The 19,327-nt window shown below is 53.5% G+C and carries 18 protein-coding genes and 1 pseudogene; 9 read left to right on the forward strand and 10 right to left on the reverse strand.

Features of this window, described 5'->3' with window-relative positions:
• The first annotated feature begins 84 nt into the window (after positions 1-84).
• A pseudogene (locus tag E1B03_RS18175) lies at positions 85-1,042 on the forward strand (Rpn family recombination-promoting nuclease/putative transposase).
• Between the two features lie 43 nt (positions 1,043-1,085).
• Here E1B03_RS18175 and yfaU read toward each other — a convergent pair.
• The 6 genes from yfaU to E1B03_RS18205 all read right to left on the reverse strand — a co-directional run bounded on the left by yfaU (position 1,086) and on the right by E1B03_RS18205 (position 7,304).
• Positions 1,086-1,889, reverse strand: coding sequence for a 2-keto-3-deoxy-L-rhamnonate aldolase (yfaU, locus tag E1B03_RS18180; protein WP_103770390.1), 804 nt, complete (start codon positions 1,887-1,889; stop codon positions 1,086-1,088).
• 25 nt (positions 1,890-1,914) lie between these two features.
• Entirely contained in the window at positions 1,915-3,204 is a 1,290-nt protein-coding gene (locus E1B03_RS18185) for an MFS transporter (protein ID WP_103770389.1), read from the reverse strand.
• Positions 3,205-3,260: 56 nt separating this feature from the next.
• Positions 3,261-4,466 carry an L-rhamnonate dehydratase gene (gene rhmD, locus E1B03_RS18190; RefSeq protein ID WP_103770388.1) on the reverse strand — a complete coding sequence of 402 codons (1,206 nt, stop codon included), beginning with the start codon at positions 4,464-4,466 and terminating at the stop codon, positions 3,261-3,263.
• A gap of 14 nt (positions 4,467-4,480) precedes the next feature.
• Positions 4,481-5,263 carry an IclR family transcriptional regulator gene (locus E1B03_RS18195; protein ID WP_103770387.1) on the reverse strand — a complete coding sequence of 261 codons (783 nt, stop codon included), beginning with the start codon at positions 5,261-5,263 and terminating at the stop codon, positions 4,481-4,483.
• A gap of 216 nt (positions 5,264-5,479) precedes the next feature.
• Entirely contained in the window at positions 5,480-6,682 is a 1,203-nt protein-coding gene (locus E1B03_RS18200) for a nicotinamide mononucleotide deamidase-related protein YfaY (protein WP_103770386.1), read from the reverse strand.
• Positions 6,683-6,761: 79 nt separating this feature from the next.
• Entirely contained in the window at positions 6,762-7,304 is a 543-nt protein-coding gene (locus tag E1B03_RS18205; RefSeq protein ID WP_103770385.1) for a YfaZ family protein, read from the reverse strand.
• Between the two features lie 317 nt (positions 7,305-7,621).
• Between E1B03_RS18205 and nudI the strand changes: the two genes are divergently transcribed.
• The 8 genes from nudI (at position 7,622) to arnF (ending at position 15,712) form a co-directional block, all read left to right on the forward strand.
• Positions 7,622-8,047, forward strand: a complete 426-nt coding sequence (gene nudI / locus E1B03_RS18210; protein ID WP_103770384.1) for a nucleoside triphosphatase NudI — start codon at positions 7,622-7,624, stop codon at positions 8,045-8,047.
• A gap of 291 nt (positions 8,048-8,338) precedes the next feature.
• Entirely contained in the window at positions 8,339-9,478 is a 1,140-nt protein-coding gene (arnB, locus tag E1B03_RS18215; RefSeq protein ID WP_103770383.1) for a UDP-4-amino-4-deoxy-L-arabinose aminotransferase, read from the forward strand.
• A gap of 2 nt (positions 9,479-9,480) precedes the next feature.
• Positions 9,481-10,464, forward strand: a complete 984-nt coding sequence (arnC, locus tag E1B03_RS18220; protein WP_103770382.1) for an undecaprenyl-phosphate 4-deoxy-4-formamido-L-arabinose transferase — start codon at positions 9,481-9,483, stop codon at positions 10,462-10,464.
• Positions 10,461-12,443, forward strand: a complete 1,983-nt coding sequence (arnA, locus tag E1B03_RS18225) for a bifunctional UDP-4-amino-4-deoxy-L-arabinose formyltransferase/UDP-glucuronic acid oxidase ArnA (protein WP_133086698.1) — start codon at positions 10,461-10,463, stop codon at positions 12,441-12,443. Before arnC ends, arnA begins: the two co-directional genes overlap by 4 nt.
• Complete coding sequence (gene arnD, locus E1B03_RS18230) at positions 12,440-13,342, forward strand: 4-deoxy-4-formamido-L-arabinose-phosphoundecaprenol deformylase (protein ID WP_103770380.1); 903 nt, start codon at positions 12,440-12,442, stop codon at positions 13,340-13,342. The genes arnA and arnD overlap by 4 nt, the downstream gene beginning before the upstream one ends.
• Complete coding sequence (gene arnT / locus E1B03_RS18235; RefSeq protein WP_133086699.1) at positions 13,339-14,994, forward strand: lipid IV(A) 4-amino-4-deoxy-L-arabinosyltransferase; 1,656 nt, start codon at positions 13,339-13,341, stop codon at positions 14,992-14,994. Before arnD ends, arnT begins: the two co-directional genes overlap by 4 nt.
• Positions 14,991-15,326: a 4-amino-4-deoxy-L-arabinose-phosphoundecaprenol flippase subunit ArnE gene (arnE, locus tag E1B03_RS18240; RefSeq protein WP_133086700.1), complete on the forward strand. Its 336-nt coding sequence runs from the start codon at positions 14,991-14,993 to the stop codon at positions 15,324-15,326. The genes arnT and arnE overlap by 4 nt, the downstream gene beginning before the upstream one ends.
• Positions 15,326-15,712 (forward strand): 4-amino-4-deoxy-L-arabinose-phosphoundecaprenol flippase subunit ArnF, encoded by a 387-nt coding sequence (arnF, locus tag E1B03_RS18245; protein ID WP_133086701.1) that lies wholly within the window; start codon positions 15,326-15,328, stop codon positions 15,710-15,712. The genes arnE and arnF overlap by 1 nt, the downstream gene beginning before the upstream one ends.
• 2 nt (positions 15,713-15,714) lie before the next feature.
• Here arnF and pmrD read toward each other — a convergent pair whose 3' ends face one another.
• The 4 genes from pmrD to menB form a co-directional block, all read right to left on the reverse strand.
• Positions 15,715-15,978, reverse strand: a complete 264-nt coding sequence (pmrD, locus tag E1B03_RS18250; protein WP_133086702.1) for a signal transduction protein PmrD — start codon at positions 15,976-15,978, stop codon at positions 15,715-15,717.
• 95 nt (positions 15,979-16,073) lie between these two features.
• Positions 16,074-17,498: an o-succinylbenzoate--CoA ligase gene (gene menE, locus E1B03_RS18255; RefSeq protein WP_133086703.1), complete on the reverse strand. Its 1,425-nt coding sequence runs from the start codon at positions 17,496-17,498 to the stop codon at positions 16,074-16,076.
• On the reverse strand, positions 17,495-18,457 hold the full coding sequence (menC, locus tag E1B03_RS18260; RefSeq protein WP_133086704.1) for an o-succinylbenzoate synthase: 963 nt from the start codon (positions 18,455-18,457) through the stop codon (positions 17,495-17,497). Before menC ends, menE begins: the two co-directional genes overlap by 4 nt.
• Positions 18,457-19,314 carry a 1,4-dihydroxy-2-naphthoyl-CoA synthase gene (gene menB / locus E1B03_RS18265; RefSeq protein ID WP_003027671.1) on the reverse strand — a complete coding sequence of 286 codons (858 nt, stop codon included), beginning with the start codon at positions 19,312-19,314 and terminating at the stop codon, positions 18,457-18,459. Before menB ends, menC begins: the two co-directional genes overlap by 1 nt.
• Positions 19,315-19,327 lie beyond the last annotated feature (13 nt).

Genomic DNA, 19,327 nt, shown 5'->3' on the forward strand with positions numbered 1-19,327 from the left:
GCGCAAAGCCCCCATTCTCCACATGCAACGCAGGTTAGAAGCGGATACCGTCACGCCATCTTCTCTTTCTGGTGACGGACTACCATGGCTAAACCCACCACATCCACACCGCACGATGCGGTTTTTAAAAAGATAATGTCTTACCCCGAGATGGCTCGGGATTTTCTGGATATTCACCTCCCTGTCGCATTACGTGAGATTTGCGATATGCAAACGCTGAAGCTGGAGTCCACCAGCTTTATCGAACAGGATCTCCGTGCATACTACTCAGACGTATTGTGGTCACTAAAAACACGCGAAGGTCAGGGGTATATCTATTGTGTTATCGAACATCAGAGTACCGCGGTACAGCACATGGCATTTCGCCTGATGCGTTATGCTACCGCGGCGATGCAGCATCACCTTGATGCCGGAAATAAAACGCTGCCGCTGGTTATCCCCATGCTGTTTTATCACGGTCAACAAAGTCCCTATCCCTGGTCACTCAACTGGCTGGATGAATTTGATAATCCGCAACTGGCGCGACAACTGTATTCAGAGGCTTTTCCGCTGGTCGACATTACCGTAATACCTGACGATGAAATCGCGCAGCATCGGGGGATTGCGCTGCTTGAGTTGATGCAAAAACAAATCCGCGATCGTGATTTAATGGGGTTAGTGGACCGACTGGTCTCGCTATTAGTTACAAGTACCGCTAATGACAGCCAGCTACAAACGCTATTTAATTATCTGCTACGGTACGGCGATGTATGTCACGTCAACAAATTTATCCATGAAGTTGCCGAACGTAGAACGTACCCCACATAACAAGGAGAGATTAATGACAATAGCAGAGAGGCTGAAACAGGAAGGTCACCAAAATGGGCTGCAACAAGGGTTAGAACAAGGAATGCAAAAAGGGTTAGAGCAAGGAGTGCAAAAAGGAACGCAAGAAGAAGCCTTGCGCATCGCGCGCATGATGCTGGAACAAGGTATTGATCGTGAAACGGTACTGGCCATTACCGGATTTTCTGCTGATCACGCGGTGGCGAACAACCAATAGAACAGATATCGGGCCCGATGGCGCCACGCCCTCGGGCCTTATATTAGTAACTTTTTTTCAACGTTTGCGCTGCTTGACCCGGTTTAAACATTGCCAACCTGCGATCCAGCGCTTCGGTATAAAGCATAGTATCGACACCTACCGCGACAAAATTCGCCCCCCACTGAAGACATTTTTGCGCCATTGCCGGGTCGACAGCGAGGAAGCCGGCAGCTTTTCCGGCTGCGCGGATACGGCAGATGCTCTGCTCAATAATCCGTTGCACCTCCGGGTGTCCGGCATTATCCGGATAGCCCAAAGATGCAGAGAGATCGGCCGGGCCAATAAAGACACCGTCAATACCCTCAACATCCAGAATCGCATCCAGATTATCCAGTGCAGCTTTACTCTCGACCTGCACCAACAGGCACAGTGATTCATTAGCCCGCTCCATATACTTGTCGATACGCCCCCAACGCGCCGCTCGCGCTACGCTGGCACCGACTCCCCGTTCCCCGAGCGGTGGATAACGCGTGGCGGAAACCACTTGACGTGCTTGCTCTGCGCTGTCGACCATTGGAATCAGCAGCGTCTGGGCACCAATATCCAGTACCTGTTTGATCAACGCTTTACTTCCCTCAACGGGACGAACCACTGGTTGGCTGGCATAAGGCGCAACCGCCTGCAATTGGTGGTAGAGATCCTGCACAGTATTCGGCGCATGCTCACCATCAATGAGCAGCCAGTCATAGCCCGACGTCGCTGCAATCTCTGCCATGTAAGAGGTAGTCGAACTAAGCCACAGGCCGATCTGTACTTCCCCTTTGCGTAATCCTTCTTTAAAAGGGTTTGATAACAATGCGTTCATAACGATCCTTACAACATAGATAAGATTAATGATGCACAGCGCCTGCTTGTGAAACAGAACGGTTCACACTCAGCGTGAAGATAATCAGTGAGCCAATAATGGCAACTCCCGCCAGGGTCAGCAGCCCTGCCGCATCGCTGGCAAACAGCGTTTCGGCTTTGACGCGCAGAATTGGGGCAATAAAGCCACCGATGGCACCAAACAGATTAACGAAGCCGATCCCCGCCGCCAGCGCGGTCCCAGAAAGAAGTTGCGTTGGCATCGTCCAGAAAACCGGCTGTACAGCGATGAAACCCACTGCCGCCACGCACAGCGCCATAATCGCCAGTACCGGCGAAACCAGACCGGACAGGCCAATACCAATCCCCGCAGCCAGCAGCGTCAGCGCAGCGATATTACGCCGCTCGCCGGTGCGGTCGGAGTAGCGTGGAATCAGCCAGGTGCCAAACAGGGCCGCCACCCACGGAATTGCCGTCACTACCGACGCGGTAAAACCCACTTTAGTGCCCAGCAGCGCGGCAACCTGGGTCGGCAGGAAGAAGATTAGGCCGTACACCGCCACCTGAATCGTCAGGTAGATAATGGCCAGTTGCCAGACGCGGCCATTACGCAACGCATCAGAGAGACGTGAAGTGACCTTTTTCTCTTCTTCGCTCGTCAGTTGATTGATGAGCGCCGCTTTCTCCTCGGCGCTAAGAAAACGCGCCTGCTGTGGGGTATCATCTAGCCAGAAGAAGGTAAAAACGCCTGCCCCTACCGCCAGTAAACCTTCGATAACAAACATCCAGAACCAGCCCGGATGCCCCATAAATCCATGCATCTCCAGCAGAGCGCCTGAAAGCGGCGATCCCAACGTTAACGCCAGCGGCGCCCCCATATAAAACAGACCCATGATGCTGGCGCGGTTACGCTGCGGGAACCACTGTGAGGTAAGATAAATCATACCGGGGAAGAAACCCGCCTCCGCCGCCCCTAACAGGGTGCGGATAATCAAGAATTTCGCTTCCGTGTCCGCCCATGCCATCGCTGCAGAGAGAAATCCCCACAGCAGCGTGGTGGTGCCAATCCAGGTTCTGGCGCCAAATTTGCGCATCAACAGGTTGGCAGGGACACCCAGAAAAGCGTAAACCACGAAGAAAATCCCGGCCCCCAGAGCGTAAGCCTCATTGCTCAAGCCTGTGTCAATCTGATAAGTCTCTTTGGCGAAACCAATGTTCGAACGGTCAAGAAATGCCAGCACATACAGCGCCAACATAAACGGAATCAAACGGGCGCGGTTCTTCTTTACGACGCCATCAAGTAAGGTAGTGCTCATAGCAAGATCCTCAAAGAAATGAGGGCGTTGTCGTTGCAGCGACAACGCACAGGTCATTAGTGGCTATAAGGGCGTTTCAGATTGCAGTCGCGGTTAAGCTCAACGCCAAATCCAGGTTTATCAAGCACCGACTTATGAATGCGACCATTCACTGGCACTGGTTCATCAAGCAGAATTGGATCGAACTGTGGGCGCATAGATGAGCAGTCCGGACTGGTCATCAGGAACTCGCTAAACGGGGTGTTGGTGAAGGTAATCACCGCATGGTGCGAGTAGACCGATGAACCATGCGGCACCACCAACTGTCCGCGCGATTTGGCGATAGCGGCGATTTCTACCAGCGTAGTTAATCCACCACACCAGCCCACGTCCGGCTGCATGATATCGATGCCAGTTTCAGAGAGCGTACGGAAGGACTGTACTGTCCCGTGGTGCTCGCCGCTGGTCACCATCATTCCCGCCGGCGCATTACGCTTCAGCTCGCGGTAGCCTTCATACTGCTGTGGCGGCAGACACTCTTCGATCCACTTCAGGTTGTACGGTGCACAGGCATGGGCCAGTTTGGTAGCATAGTTCACGTCCTGGCTCATCCAGCAGTCGAGCATCAGCCAGAAATCCGGGCCGCACCTCTCGCGCATATCGGCAACCATCGCCGCATCTTTGCGGATCCCTGCGTCGCCGTCATGTGGTCCCCAGTGGGTCGGCATTTTACCGCCGATAAAGCCCATCTCTTTCGCCAAATCCGGACGCGCGCCGGTGGCGTAAAACTGGATTTCATCACGCACAGCGCCGCCTAACAGTTTGTAGACCGGTAGCCCCACCACCTTGCCAAACAGGTCCCACAACGCCAGGTCCACGCAGGAGATGGTATTCATGACCAGGCCACCGGAGCCGGAGTAGTACATCGTCGCGCCGAGCATCTGATCGTGGATCAGTTTGATATCGCTGACGCATTTTCCTTCAATAAAACGATTGAGATGTTTTTCAACGATAAAACAGCCCATCTCCCCTGCTGTAGAGACGGCAAAACCGGTCTGTCCGTTCTCTGCTTCTACTTCAACAATCAGCGTTCCTAACACATTGATGCCAAAGGACTGACGCGATTGCTCGTATTCACGATATTTGCTCATTGGCGTCGCAATATGATCGTCAATCCAGTGGTTAGCGCCCTGATCATGATAGTCGCCGCCGCCAGCGCCTTTATCTGCCGTAGCGCCACCCGTAAACCAGGCACGAACGTGTTTAATTTTCGGTAGGGTCATGATGTTCTCCTTATTTATGATGCGAGTGAGTCGAAGGGGCTTTTCCATCCCAACAGGCGTGAGATATCTTTGGCGCAGGCAATGGCTTTACCCGCCAGATAGTCACGATTTTCTTCGTTGATTTGTAAGCGCGTACCGACCACCGAAATCGCTGCGGTCAGTTCGTTGCTGGCGTTAAAAACGGGTGCTGCGACGCAGCGAACATCCGGATAATCTTCGCCATTATCAAAGCTCCATCCACGCTGGCGAATGCGTTCCAGCTCGTCAGTCAACTGCTGTGGATGGGTGAGCGTGGTTGGCGTTGCCTGTTCCCAGACCAACTGCTCAATGATGGTTTTACGTACCACGGCAGGTTGCCAGGCCAGCAGGCATTTACCGATACCGGAACGATACAACGAGAGGCTTTTGCCCTCGTGGGAACGGACGCTGATGGTAGATGAAGATTCCACTTTCAGGATGTAATAAGCGCTTTCGTGGTCGATGATGCCCAAATGGCAGAGCAACCCGGTCTCGTCCATCAGTTGCGTCAGACGCGGACGCGCCAGTTCACGCAGATCCATCTTGCTCAGCGCATGCCCAGAAAGTTCCACCAGCTTGGTCCACAGGCAGTAATTCTCCTGATGATCAATGCTGATAAAACGCTGACGTTTCAGTTCGTTGAGTAACAGGTAAGCCGTACTTTTGGGAATACCCAGCGTTTCTATAATGGTGGCGGCACTGCACGGGCCGATACGCGCAATGAGATTGAGAATTTCGATCGCCCGAGTAAGGGCAGGAACTTTACTTGATTCCAACATACTGGACTCCAGTCTGAGATACTGGAATCAGTGTGGTAGGTTGACGTGTGTAAAATTGTGAAGTGCATCAAATCCCCTCGCGCTTCCAGAGGATTGGAGAAATAATGAACAGGATCGTGAAACAAATCACAGATTTTTTTGCCTGGAGTACAACAGGCTGGACTGACAATGGGAAGATCGGAACACCTTCCCATAAAAATGGATAGCCAGGGTAAATTAAGATGGCAGTGTCAACGACTCAACCACTTCGATCCAGCCGTGTTCGGTGGCAATATCCTGCCCATTGAGCCAACGGCGCAGCATATTGAGCGCCATCATTGCGCACACTTCCTGACGAATCGACAAGCTGTAGCGATTAGCGTTCAGCCGAACGCGCAAACCATATGTCCCATTGGGGGTGGCCAGCGCAAAATTAATATGTTCGTTTTCGAAAGCTGATATCGCCAAAGCCAGCCCGGCATAATGTTTACTACGTCGCTCGGTTACCCAATGCGCCGTTTGCGCCAGCGTTTCTTCCTGGGGCGGAACCACTTCACTCGCCAACAACGGAGCATTAGCACGAGAAAGCTGCAACGCCACCAGACCGCCGGTGAATTGTTCGCTCAGCGTCAGGCTGTATTGTCGTTCCTGCAACGTGCGGGCAATTTGCGCAGGCAAGCCTTCCGTACCTTCGAAAATCATATTCTGTCCGGCAACTCGCTTAACTTCTGGCCACAGCGCCAGCATCGCTTCGCGCTGGGAATCCGGCCCGGTCAGCTTCAGTTCGATAATCGGCATCGACGAGCGGTAGCCCATTGTCACTCCCGGAGGCAATGGCAGCGGATCCAGGCTCTGCGCCAGCTCGCTTTCAGAACGGCCAAACGTGGTTAATCTCAGGCATAGCGGGGGTTGAGACAGCGAAAAACGCTCACGCAAACGCGGCAGGATCTCATGCTCAACCATGACTTTAAATTCTGATGGAACGCCCGGCGTGAAGAACATCAGGCAGCGATTAAGCTTCAGGGCAAACCCGCAGGCGGTGCCCACCGGATTATTGATAAACTCCGCGCTGGCAGGCAGTTCAGCCTGTTTGCGGTTGCTCGGCGCCATCACGCGTCCACGATCGCGAAAATAACGCTCCATTTCGGTGAGCCATGCTTCATGCAGCACCAGCCCTTCGCCTTTTGCCGTTGCCGCCGCCAGCGCACTCAGATCGTCGCTGGTAGGCCCCAGCCCGCCGTTAACGATCAGTATATCGGCATGTTCGCTACGCTCGCGCAAAACGGCGACCAGATCGTCAAGATTGTCACCTACCGTGTTGCGGCGTGTGAGCGGTAAACCCTGATTAAAGAAAAAATCAGCCAGCCAGGCGGCATTCGTGTCGACGATTTGTCCGTGCAACACTTCATCCCCGGTGGATAGCATCTCCACGTTTAACATCGTGTTCTCCTGCTTTTATGATGAAAACACTATAACGCATGGAGGGGGGAAGGCGCGACTGAACGCCGCGCCAGAAAAATCAGAAACTGGCATTAACCCCAACGTACGGGCCGTCAGCAATCGCGTTATCGCGGTTGCCGTCTTTGCCTGCCAGGTTCAGGTAGCGATAACCCGCTTCAATGCTCAGCGGGCGCATAATGGTCAAACGCGCACCGGCATTGGCTTCTTCATAGCTGTCGATACCGCTGGAAAGCGAATCTGGAGAGTAATAGTACTCACCAAACAGACGAATGCTGTCGCCGATCGGCCACTGTAAACCACCGCCGACAGCCGCCGCATAACCTTCATCGCCATCGTTTGGATTGGTATAAACACCTTTACCGCCAACGGTCGCCAACAGTGGACCCAGCGGGATATTCAGCCCCAGGCCCAGCCCAGCAACATCGCCGTCGTCATCGTTATGCATCCAGTTGCCGCTGACGGCCAGACCGGTAGTCTCAGTACCCATACCGAATCCAAGGTTGGTGTAGTCTTCGCCAGCCTGGCCATTGATGCTAATCGCGCTCGCCGACGCGGAAACAAACAGCATTCCGGCAAAACCCAACATTAAACTTTTTTTCATTTTCTATCCTTTCCTGCAAGAATCAAAACATAGCCCCAAAACCGGTGAATTGTACTGTCAGATGACGAGGAATCAATGAGCTAAAAAAGCGATGCAACGGCATATTGTAACTAAATACTACTCAGAAGATTTGGATAAGGTTAAATTCTTGTGTCATTTATACATGTGAACGTAGCAAAGGGTCGTTTTCAACAAACATCTCATCTCCCTTGACCAAGCGACGTTATTGCTCAATGAAGCGTTTTTTCTGCCGCCTGCAAAAGGTAAGATGCGTGCATGACGGAATTTTCTCTACCTCTCCAACAAGGACTCGCCTCATGCGCCAAAGAACAATTGTTTGCCCATTAATTCAAAACGATGGCTGTTATTTACTCTGCAAAATGGCTGATGACCGTGGTGTGTTTCCCGGTCAGTGGGCACTTTCTGGCGGCGGTGTTGAACCAGGCGAACGCATCGAAGAAGCTTTGCGCCGGGAAGTGAGAGAGGAGCTGGGCGAACAACTGGTGTTATCAGACATTACGCCATGGACTTTCAGTGACGATATTCGTACCAAAACGTACGCGGATGGCAGCCAGGAAGAGATTTATATGATTTATCTCATCTTCGATTGTGTGGCGGCGAATCGCGAAGTGAACATTAACGAAGAGTTCCAGGCGTTCGCATGGGTTAAAGCGGAAGATCTCGGCACCTACGACTTAAATATCGCCACACGTAAAACGTTAACCTTGAAAGGGTTACTGTAAGTTATCATTTAATAACGGCATCTAATTAACATTCTGAATAGCGGCATTGCGTACATTAGTCTGCAGAAACTAGCAATGTCGCCAAAATCGCAAAGACTCACAAAACACTTTAATTTCATTAAGATAAATATAAACACTCTCCATTTCTTCATTCATCCCAAACCTTAAACTCTTAAGGATAAATTAACCTTCAGTCATTAACCTTTGAAGCCTGATTAAATAATTAACGACGCCCCTGTTTATCACGAGAAATAAAACTTCGGTGGCGTTAAATGGCTTGAAGGAATAATGATGTCTGACTTTTTGCCTTTCTCTCGCCCGGCCATGGGCGCTGAAGAACTTGCCGCCGTGAAGACGGTTCTTGACTCTGGATGGATAACCACCGGCCCGAAAAACCAACAACTGGAAGCCGCATTCTGTCAGCTCACGGGAAATCAGCACGCCGTCGCCGTCTGTTCCGCTACGGCCGGTATGCACATCACGCTGATGGCGCTGGGCATAGGCGCAGGCGATGAGGTCATTACGCCATCAATGACATGGGTTTCGACCCTCAACATGATTGTTTTGCTGGGGGCGACGCCAGTGATGATCGACGTTGACCGCGATACGCTGATGGTCACACCGGAGCAAATTGAAGCCGCTATCACCCCACGAACTAAAGCCATTGTTCCGGTACATTACGCAGGCGCTCCCGCCGACCTTGACGCGATTAATGCCATTGGCGAGCGCTATGGTATTCCGGTTATAGAAGATGCGGCCCACGCCGTAGGGACATTGTATAAGGGGCGTCATGTCGGCGCACGCGGCACAGCTATCTTCTCGTTTCACGCCATCAAAAATATCACCTGTGCAGAAGGCGGGCTAATCGTTACCGACGACAGCCAGCTTGCCCAGCGGCTTCGCAGCCTGAAGTTTCACGGCCTGGGCGTTGATGCTTTTGATCGACAGACCTATGGCCGGGCGCCGCAGGCCGAAGTGCTGGCGCCAGGGTACAAATACAACCTCACAGATATCAATGCCGCCATCGCGCTGGTACAGCTGAATAAGCTCGAACAACTGAACTCACGCCGGGCGCAAATTGCCAGGCAATATCAACAGGCGTTGGCTGATACGCCATTTCAACCGCTGGCCCTGCCCCAGTGGTCGCACGTCCACGCCTGGCATCTGTTCATCATTCGCGTTGACGAAGCGCGCTGTGGCCTGAGCAGAGATGCGCTGATGGAAGCGCTAAAGGCCAAAGATATCGGCACCGGCCTGCATTTTCGTGCGGCCCATACGCAAAAATATTACCGCGAACGCTTCCCTACCCTTTCGCTCCCAAATACTGAATGGAACAGCGCGCGCATCTGCTCGCTGCCGTTATTCCCAGACATGACCGAAGCGGATACCCAGCGGGTCATTACGGCACTTCGCGAGATTGCAGGACAATAACCATGTTTGAAGCAGCACCGATCAAAAAAGTCTCGGTAGTCATTCCCGTTTTTAATGAACAGGAAAGCCTGCCAGAGTTAATCAGACGCACCAGCGCTGCCTGCGAGAAATTGGGCAAAGACTATGAAATTCTGCTAATCGACGACGGCAGCAGCGACCATTCCGCTCAACTAATGATGGACGCGTCCCAGACACCGAACAGCCATATTGTCTCTATTTTACTGAATCGCAACTACGGGCAGCACTCGGCGATTATGGCCGGCTTCAGCCATGTCAGTGGGGACTTGATCATCACGCTGGATGCCGATTTGCAAAACCCGCCGGAAGAGATCCCTCGGCTGGTCGCCACCGCAGATGAAGGCTTCGATGTGGTGGGAACTGTACGTCAGAACCGTCAGGACAGCGTATTTCGTAAGACCGCCTCGCGCCTGATCAACCACCTGATTCAGCGCACCACCGGTAAAGCGATGGGCGACTACGGCTGCATGCTGCGCGCCTATCGCCGTCATATCGTCGATGCCATGCTGCATTGCCAGGAGCGCAGCACCTTTATCCCGATTCTGGCCAACATTTTTGCCCGTCGCGCCACGGAAATCCCGGTACATCATGCAGAGCGTGAATTTGGTGACTCTAAATACAGCTTCATGCGTCTGATCAACCTGATGTATGACCTGGTGACCTGTCTGACCACCACGCCGCTTCGTATGTTGAGCCTGCTCGGCAGCGTGATCGCCGCCACGGGCTTTACCTTATCTGTTCTGCTTGTTGTTCTGCGCCTGACGCTCGGTCCACAGTGGGCCGCGGAAGGGGTATTCATGCTGTTTGCCGTCCTGTTTACCTTTATCGGCGCACAGTTTATAGGCATGGGTTTACTCGGCGAATATATCGGTCGCATCTATAACGATGTCCGCGCCCGCCCCCGCTATTTTGTTCAACACGTTATCCGCCCCCAAACCACGCAGTCAACCGAGGAAAACCACGCATGAAAGCCGTCGTATTTGCCTATCACGATATGGGATGTCAGGGTGTCCAGGCCTTGTTGGATGCAGGTTATGAGATCGCTGCGATTTTTACGCACACCGACAATCCGGGTGAAAAAGCGTTTTTTGGATCTGTTTCCCGCCTTGCCGCCAGCGCCGGTATTCCGGTTTACGCTCCGGACGAGGTTAATCACCCCTTATGGATTGAGCGCATTAGCCAACTGGCACCGGATGCCATCTTCTCGTTCTACTATCGTCATTTGCTGAGTGATGAGATCCTCAGCCTTGCCCCTAAGGGTGCATTTAACCTGCACGGCTCACTGTTACCGAAATACCGTGGCCGCGCACCGCTGAACTGGGTACTAGTCAACGGCGAAACCGAAACCGGCGTCACGCTTCATCGCATGATCAAACGCGCGGATGCCGGTGCCATTGTTGCCCAGCAGCGTGTCGCGATTTCGCCTGATGATGTGGCGTTAACGCTGCACCATAAATTGTGCCAGGCTGCGCGTCAGTTGCTGGAACAGGCACTGCCTGCGATTAAAACGGGGGATTATGCAGAACGCCCCCAACAAGAAGCAGAGGCTAGCTGTTTTGGTCGCCGTACGCCGGAAGATAGCTTCCTCGACTGGAGTAAACCTGCCGCGGAATTGCATAATCAGGTCCGCGCAGTCAGCGATCCGTGGCCGGGGGCATTTAGCTATGTCGGCACGCAAAAGTTCACCGTCTGGTCATCGCGTGTGTGCACAAACCACTTTGCGGCCCAGCCGGGTAGCGTCATCTCCGTGTCTCCTTTGCTGATCGCCTGTGCCGATGGCGCACTGGAGATTATTACCGGACAGGCTGGCGATGGTATTGCAATGCAAGGGTCACAGCTGGCGCAGGTTCTGGGCCTGGTTCCGGGTTCTCACTTGAATAGCCTGTCAGTTACCACCAGCAAACGCCGTACTCGTGTGCTGATCCTCGGCGTTAATGGTTTCATTGGTAACCATCTGACCGAGCGCCTGCTGCAAGAAGATAATTACGACGTGTATGGACTTGATATTGGTAGCGACGCCATTGAGCGTTTTCTGCAACATCCGCGATTCCATTTCGTCGAGGGCGACATCAGCATTCACTCCGAATGGATTGAATATCATGTGAAAAAATGCGACGTCGTATTACCGCTGGTAGCGATCGCAACGCCAATCGAATATATCCGTAACCCGCTGCGCGTGTTTGAGCTCGATTTTGAAGAGAACCTGAAAATCATTCGCTACTGCGTGAAATACCGTAAGCGCATCATTTTCCCGTCAACCTCCGAAGTTTACGGCATGTGTACCGACAAAGTCTTCGATGAGGACAGCTCGAATCTGATCGTCGGTCCGGTGAATAAACCACGCTGGATCTACTCCGTCTCCAAGCAGTTGCTGGACCGCGTAATCTGGGCATATGGCGAAAAAGAGGGATTACGCTTCACCCTGTTCCGTCCGTTTAACTGGATGGGACCGCGTCTGGACAACCTTAACGCCGCGCGTATCGGCAGCTCACGCGCCATTACGCAGTTGATCCTCAACCTGGTGGAAGGCTCACCGATTAAGCTAATTGAAGGCGGAAAACAAAAACGCTGCTTTACCGACATTCGCGATGGCATCGAAGCCCTGTATCGTATCATCGAAAACGAAGGCGGACGCTGTGACGGCGAGATTATCAACATTGGTAATCCACAGAACGAAGCAAGTATTCAGGAACTGGCAGAAATGCTACTTACCTGCTTTGAAAAACATCCATTGCGTAACCACTTCCCGCCGTTTGCTGGTTTCCGTGACGTCGAAAGCAGCAGCTACTATGGTAAAGGTTATCAAGACGTTGAACACCGTAAGCCCAACATTCGCAATGCAAAACGCTGTCTGAACTGGGAGCCAACCATTGAGATGCAGGAAACGGTAGAAGAGACGCTGGACTTCTTCTTACGCAGTGTGGATATCACGGAACACACATCATGACCAAAGTCGGCTTGCGCATTGATGTCGATACTTTCAGGGGGACACGCGAAGGCGTGCCCCGCCTGCTGGAGACATTGAACCGACATCACGTTCGGGCAAGTTTTTTCTTTAGCGTTGGGCCTGACAACATGGGACGCCATCTCTGGCGTCTGGTGAAGCCACAATTTCTGTGGAAAATGCTGCGCTCAAACGCAGCATCACTCTACGGATGGGATATTTTGCTGGCGGGAACCGCATGGCCGGGAAAAGAGATCGGCCAGGCTAACGCGGCGATCATTGCGCAAACCGCCCAGCTTCATGAAACCGGTTTGCATGCCTGGGATCACCATGCCTGGCAGGCACGAAGCGGGAACTGGAATGACAAACAGCTGATTGATGATATTTCGCGAGGCATAACGGCCCTGGAAGCCATCATCGGACACCCCGTCACCTGTTCTGCCGTTGCCGGATGGCGTGCCGACAATAGCGTCGTCAATGCCAAAGAAACGTTCCATCTGCGCTATAACAGCGACTGTCGGGGAACGTCGTTATTCCGTCCTGTGCTGGCGTCCGGGAAAACAGGTACGCCGCAAATTCCCGTCACGTTACCAACATGGGATGAAGTGGTTGGTCAGGAGGTCCAGGCGGTGGACTTCAATTCTTATATTCTCTCCCACATCCAGATGAGCAGAGGAACACCGGTGTATACCATTCATGCGGAAGTTGAAGGCATCGCCTTTCATCAGAATTTTGACGAGTTGCTTACTCGCGCCGCAGACATGGGGATTACATTCTGCCCGCTTGGCGAGCTGTTACCAGACGACATCAGTACGCTGCCAACCGGGCAGATCGTGCGTGGAAAAATTCCCGGCAGAGAGGGGTGGCTCGGTTGCCAGCAACCAGTAGGTGCAAAGCAATGAAGTCGATACGTTACGTCCTGGCATTTATCGCTTTTATTGCGCTGTATTTTATTTTGCCCATCAGCAGTCGCCTGCTCTGGCAGCCAGATGAAACGCGTTATGCCGAAATCAGCCGGGAAATGCTGGCCTCCGGTGACTGGATTGTTCCACACTTTTTAGGGCTACGTTATTTTGAAAAACCGATTGCCGGATACTGGTTAAACAGCATCGGACAATGGTTGTTTGGCGCCAATAATTTTGGCGTCAGAGCGGGGGCCATTTTTGCTACCTTGCTGACGGCACTATTGGTAGCCTGGCTTGCCATGCGGCTATGGCAGGATAAGCGTACTGCCGTACTCTCTTCAGTTATCTTTTTAACGTTTTTTTCCGTTTACAGCATCGGCACTTACGCAGTACTTGATCCCATCATTGCGCTCTGGCTAATGGCAGGCATGTGCTGCTTTTGGGAGGGGATGCAGGCCACCACCAGAACGCGCAAAATGACCGCCTTTCTGCTGTTAGGGTTAACCTGCGGCATGGGGGTGATGACCAAGGGTTTCCTGGCGCTTGCCGTTCCCGTACTCAGCGTACTGCCGTGGGTTTTCGCGCAAAAGCGCTGGAAAGATCTCATTATCTACGGTCTGCTGGCAGTGGTCGGTTGCGTCGTGATTGTGCTGCCGTGGGGAATAGCGATTGCCCGGCGCGAGCCGGATTTCTGGCATTACTTCTTCTGGGTCGAACATATTCAACGCTTTGCGCAGGATGATGCCCAACATAAGGCTCCTTTCTGGTACTACATTCCGGTATTTTTGGCAGGCGCATTACCGTGGCTTGGACTGCTTCCCGGCGCGCTGCGTACGGGCTGGCGTGAGCGCGATCTTCCGCGCAGCGCACTGTACCTGTTGAGCTGGATTATCATGCCAATCCTGTTTTTCAGCATCGCGAAAGGAAAACTGCCAACCTATATACTTTCCTGCTTTGCGCCGCTGGCGATATTGACGGCGCGTTTCGGTCTGCAGGCTGCGGAAAAAGGTTCGGCCGCACTGCGCGCCAACGGCTGGATCAACGTTCTGTTCGGTGTAACCGGCATTGTCGCCACGTTTATTGTTTCCACGCTTGGTCCTTTAAAGACACCGGTCTGGTCACATATCGAGACGTATAAAGTGTTTTGTGCGTGGGGCATTTTTATCATCTGGACGCTGTTCGGCTGGTATACGCTAAATAATCGCGAGAAGAACTGGCAATTCGCAGCGCTGTGCCCATTAGGACTGGCACTGTTGTTTGGCTTCTCCATTCCTGACCGGGTGATGGAATCTAAACAGCCGCAGTTTTTTGTCGAGATGACCAAAGAGTCGTTGGACTCGAGCCGTTATGTTCTCACCGACAGCGTTGGCGTCGCCGCGGGGCTGGCCTGGAGCCTGAAGCGTGACGACATCATGATGTACGGTCAAACGGGCGAGTTAAAATATGGCCTCAGCTACCCTGATGCGCGGGGGCGTTTTATCAGTCGGGAAGATTTTTCCGACTGGTTAGCGCAACATCGTCAGCAAGGAAACATTACGCTCGTGCTCTCAATTGATAAGGATGAAGATATTAATCAACTTGCCATCCCTCCCGCTGACTACATTGATAATCAGGGGCGTCTGGTCCTGATTCAGTATCGACCCAAATGATCTGGATAGTCTTAGTTCTTGCCAGCCTGCTCAGCGTTTGCGGTCAGTTATGCCAGAAGCTGGCAACCCGACCAGTATCCGTTCATGCGCGAAAACGTCACATTACGCTGTGGATTGGGCTTGCTCTGGCAAGCCTCGGTCTGGCCATGCTGCTCTGGCTGGCGGTACTACAGAACATTCCTGTCGGTATCGCCTACCCCATGCTGAGTCTTAACTTTGTTTGGGTGACGCTGGCCGCGTGGAAAATCTGGCGCGAACCCGTCACTACACGCCACTGGCTGGGGGTTGGGCTGATAATCACCGGCATCTTTATTCTTGGGAGTGCGGTGTAATGGGCATCTTTTGGGGATTGTGTAGCGTTATTATCACCTCGGCTGCCCAGTTAAGTCTCGGCTTTGCGATGGATAATCTGCCGCCAATGCTGCAGCCGCTGGAATTCATCACAGCCGTATATTCTCTTAGCGTCGGGACGATTGCTCTGTATGCCGGGCTGGCAGGCTATTTACTGTCGGTTATTTGCTGGCATAAAGCCCTGCACCAGCTCGCGCTCAGCAAGGCTTATGCCCTGCTCAGCCTGAGCTATGTGCTGGTGTGGGTTGCATCAATGATTCTGCCCGGCTGGCAGGGAACCTTTTCAGTAAAGGCACTCGCCGGAGTACTGTGCATCATGGCGGGACTCATGACGATTTTTCTGCCTTCACATCAACGCCTGTCCTGAGATTATTTCTCTTCGGACTGTCGTACCAGACGCTCCCATTCGTCACAAATGTACTGTCTGGCATCGATTATTTTAATCACGCGGGATGCATCACGATTAACACAATACTGGGCGTCTTTCAGCGGTGAAAGGAGATCGCCGGGCTTAACCCGTTCGGAAGATTGCGCCTGGGCAAGCATCTTAAGCGAACCACCGCTATCGCAAAGTACGATATAGAGCCTCCCTGCTTTCTTGTGACAGCAAGTCTTCTTCACATGCCATTCCATAGCGCACCTTTTGCTAATGAATTTCACATCAGGTTACACATTAGCAGATAAACAAAAGGACAATGGCTACGCAATGGCGAAAGTGAGAAATGTAATTACTGTTTTCTTAATGTTAACAATGACGCTCTTACCCAATCCGCCAACGCGCGGCGAGAGATTTTAATCCCTCCGGCTTTGAGTTCTGGAGGCAACGTCAGCCAACATACCGGCTGCTGAAAGCGAGCCAGCTTATCTTTAACCCACTCTGCCAGATTGGTTTCTCCAGCGTTGGCGTCATACTCAATGACCGCCACCGGACGATGACCAAACTCTTTGTCTTCTATCGGCACAATAAAGGCTTGCAGAACCTGCGGATGCGCAGCAATCACACGTTCCACCTCTTCCGGCTGTATACCTTCCCCGCCGCTAAAGAACAAATTGTCCATACGACCGACAATGGTTAACTTTCCATCCTTCAACACACCACGATCGCGGGTGGCAAACCAGCCTTCCGCATTCACTAAAGGAATAAGCTGCCCGTTGCGCCAGTAGCCTTGCGCCATGCTGGCGGCACGTAGCCAGACTTCATCATCAACGATTCTGACTTCTCTGCCCGCAAGGGCAGAACCCACATCCGCCAGACCATCCGCCTCTTTTGCACAGACCGTAGAAGCAAACTCCGTCAGTCCGTAGCCGCACCAGCAGCGGATCCCCTGCTCGCGCGCCTGCTCGGTCAATTCAACAGGAATTGCCGCGCCGCCCAGCAGTACCGCTTTGAGCGTGACCGGCGTGTTGTTGACCAGCAAGCGCCACAGCTGTGTGGGTACCAGCGAAGCGTGGGTGCATCCAACCAGCATTTGCTCCAGCGGCTGCTTGTCGCGCACGGTCATTCGCGCCCCGGCAAACAACCAGCGCCACAAAATGCCCTGACCGGAAACATGAAACAGCGGCAGTGAGAGAAGCCAGTCATCTTCTGCGCCAAACGGCATTAATGACAGCACGCCCTGTGCGCTCGCCAGATGCGCCTGACAGGTATGTACCGCCGCTTTCGGCAAGCCGGTAGAACCTGAGGTTAACGTCATCGTGCTCAAACGTTCGGGTAACCACGCGGCGGCATGCGTGCCTGGCAATGCCTGCATCTGCAACGGACTGAGCCCCGAAAGCGCGTTAGCGGCCTCAAGATCCAGCGCAAAACGCAGCGTTAAGTCCGGGACCAGCGCGTCAAGCAGCGGCTGAGGTAACTGCGGGTTCACAGGTAAAACCCGCGCCCCACATTGCAGCAATGCCAGCCAGGCCAGCAAAGCGCGCGGATGATTCCATGCGCGAAGCAGGACGCCATCGCCCTCTTCCACGCCCTGAGCGGCAAAACCGCAGGCCAGATGGTCGACACGCGCGCAAAGTTTGCTCCAGCTTAATACTTCATCGTTGAGGCGCAGGGCTGGCGCCTTCGCACGCACCTGCCGCCAGTGACGCCATGGCCAGTCACCGGGTTGTACCAGGCCCGAAAAGCTCACGCTATCGGGCATGTCCTGCTGGGTCATAGCAGACGTTCCAGCGCGTCTACGTCGATACACGGCAACGCGCTACCCGGCCAGGTGCGTACCTGCTGGCACTGCATCAGGCTCAGGGTATCCAGACCCGGAATGGTCTGCGGCGTCAGCCAGGCGGCTATTCGCGCCAGTTGGGTTAAACCCAGGCTCGACTCGATCGACGAACTAATAACAGCGGCGAGGCCAAGCGCATGCGCCGCAGCCACCTGTTCGCGCACTTTATCGAGACTGCCCGTTAGCGTAGGTTTGATAACTACAGCCTTGACACCCTCTTCGGCTTCGAAGGTGAAATCCGCTTCACGCAGACTTTCATCCCAGGCAATGGCAATGCCGGTTTCACGCGCAAACGCACGGGAATCATCGCGGGTTTTGCATGGCTCTTCGAGGAAGGCAATGCGGCCGCGATATTCAGGATTAACGTATTTCGCGAACTGCTGAGCTTTTAACGGCGTCCAGGCTCGGTTGGCGTCAAGACGCAAATGTAGCTCCGGGATCGCCTCAAGCAACAGGTTGGCTACCATGCCGTCGCGAACCGCTTCATACAGTCCGACCTTGATCTTCGCCACTTTTTCACCCGGCATGTCTGCCAGTTGCAGCACCAGATCGTCAGGATCGCCCGTACACAGCGGCGCGGCACGGTAGTCTGCGTCCTGTGGCAATGCGCCAGCCAGTTCGGCCAGCGCACAGCTTGCGCCAAAGGTAACCGAAGGCAGTTGCGGTAAAGAAACATCGCCTTGCAGCCAGCCGTTGACCCAGGCCAGCAGCTCGGTTTGCGCCTCTTCCCAGCTTTCCTGACTGAAGCCCGGCAGGGGGGAGATCTCTCCCCACCCTTCGCGCTCGCCGTCACGAAGACAAACGTACAGCCCGTCACGCGTTTTTAACCGCCTGTCGCGCAGAATCACCCCCGCGTCCATGGGGATCTGCCAGCGGTATACCTGCGCGCTACGCATTACGGATTCCGTTTGAATTTGCTGAAATCAGGCTGACGTTTTTGGTTAAAGGCGTTACGACCTTCCTGACCTTCTTCCGTCATGTAGAACAGCATAGTGGCGTTACCCGCCAGCTCCTGCAGACCGGCCTGACCATCGCAGTCGGCGTTCAGCGCAGCTTTCAGGCAGCGCAGCGCCATTGGGCTGTTTTGCAGCATTTCGCGACACCAGCGTACGGTCTCTTTTTCCAGATCGGCCAGCGGAACCACGGTATTGACCAGACCCATATCCAGCGCTTGTTTTGCATCGTACTGACGGCACAGGAACCAGATTTCACGCGCTTTTTTCTGACCGACGATGCGCGCCATGTAGGAAGCACCCCAACCGCCGTCGAAAGAACCGACTTTCGGCCCGGTCTGACCAAAGATGGCGTTTTCAGCCGCAATGGTCAGGTCACACATCATATGCAGCACGTGACCGCCACCGATGGAGAAACCTGCAACCATCGCCACTACCGGTTTCGGACAGGTACGAATCTGGCGCTGGAAGTCCAGTACGTTCAGGTGATGCACACCGGAGTCATCCTGGTATCCGCCGTAGTCGCCACGCACCTTCTGATCGCCGCCTGCACAGAACGCTTTATCGCCCGCACCGGTCAGAATAATCACGCCGATGTTGTCATCATAGCGGGCATCCGCCAGCGCCTGGATCATCTCTTTCACGGTGACCGGACGGAAGGCATTGCGTACTTGTGGACGATTAATGGTGATCTTTGCGATACCGTCGGTGGATTTCTCATAGAGAATATCGGTGTAGCCTTCAGAGCAATCGTGCCATTCTACCGGTGCGTAAAGCATTGTTTCATCAGGATAGATCATAAAATGTCCTATA

The organism is Citrobacter arsenatis, assembly GCF_004353845.1.
Classification (GTDB): domain Bacteria; phylum Pseudomonadota; class Gammaproteobacteria; order Enterobacterales; family Enterobacteriaceae; genus Citrobacter; species Citrobacter arsenatis.

Coding starts and splice junctions, on each gene's coding strand:
- yfaU (WP_103770390.1), bottom strand. CDS start 1,889: ATGAACGCATTGTTATCAAACCCTTTTAAAGAAGGATTACGCAAAGGG.
- E1B03_RS18185 (WP_103770389.1), bottom strand. CDS start 3,204: ATGAGCACTACCTTACTTGATGGCGTCGTAAAGAAGAACCGCGCCCGT.
- rhmD (WP_103770388.1), bottom strand. CDS start 4,466: ATGACCCTACCGAAAATTAAACACGTTCGTGCCTGGTTTACGGGTGGC.
- E1B03_RS18195 (WP_103770387.1), bottom strand. CDS start 5,263: ATGTTGGAATCAAGTAAAGTTCCTGCCCTTACTCGGGCGATCGAAATT.
- E1B03_RS18200 (WP_103770386.1), bottom strand. CDS start 6,682: ATGTTAAACGTGGAGATGCTATCCACCGGGGATGAAGTGTTGCACGGA.
- E1B03_RS18205 (WP_103770385.1), bottom strand. CDS start 7,304: ATGAAAAAAAGTTTAATGTTGGGTTTTGCCGGAATGCTGTTTGTTTCC.
- nudI (WP_103770384.1), top strand. CDS start 7,622: ATGCGCCAAAGAACAATTGTTTGCCCATTAATTCAAAACGATGGCTGT.
- arnB (WP_103770383.1), top strand. CDS start 8,339: ATGTCTGACTTTTTGCCTTTCTCTCGCCCGGCCATGGGCGCTGAAGAA.
- arnC (WP_103770382.1), top strand. CDS start 9,481: ATGTTTGAAGCAGCACCGATCAAAAAAGTCTCGGTAGTCATTCCCGTT.
- arnA (WP_133086698.1), top strand. CDS start 10,461: ATGAAAGCCGTCGTATTTGCCTATCACGATATGGGATGTCAGGGTGTC.
- arnD (WP_103770380.1), top strand. CDS start 12,440: ATGACCAAAGTCGGCTTGCGCATTGATGTCGATACTTTCAGGGGGACA.
- arnT (WP_133086699.1), top strand. CDS start 13,339: ATGAAGTCGATACGTTACGTCCTGGCATTTATCGCTTTTATTGCGCTG.
- arnE (WP_133086700.1), top strand. CDS start 14,991: ATGATCTGGATAGTCTTAGTTCTTGCCAGCCTGCTCAGCGTTTGCGGT.
- arnF (WP_133086701.1), top strand. CDS start 15,326: ATGGGCATCTTTTGGGGATTGTGTAGCGTTATTATCACCTCGGCTGCC.
- pmrD (WP_133086702.1), bottom strand. CDS start 15,978: ATGGAATGGCATGTGAAGAAGACTTGCTGTCACAAGAAAGCAGGGAGG.
- menE (WP_133086703.1), bottom strand. CDS start 17,498: ATGACCCAGCAGGACATGCCCGATAGCGTGAGCTTTTCGGGCCTGGTA.
- menC (WP_133086704.1), bottom strand. CDS start 18,457: ATGCGTAGCGCGCAGGTATACCGCTGGCAGATCCCCATGGACGCGGGG.
- menB (WP_003027671.1), bottom strand. CDS start 19,314: ATGATCTATCCTGATGAAACAATGCTTTACGCACCGGTAGAATGGCAC.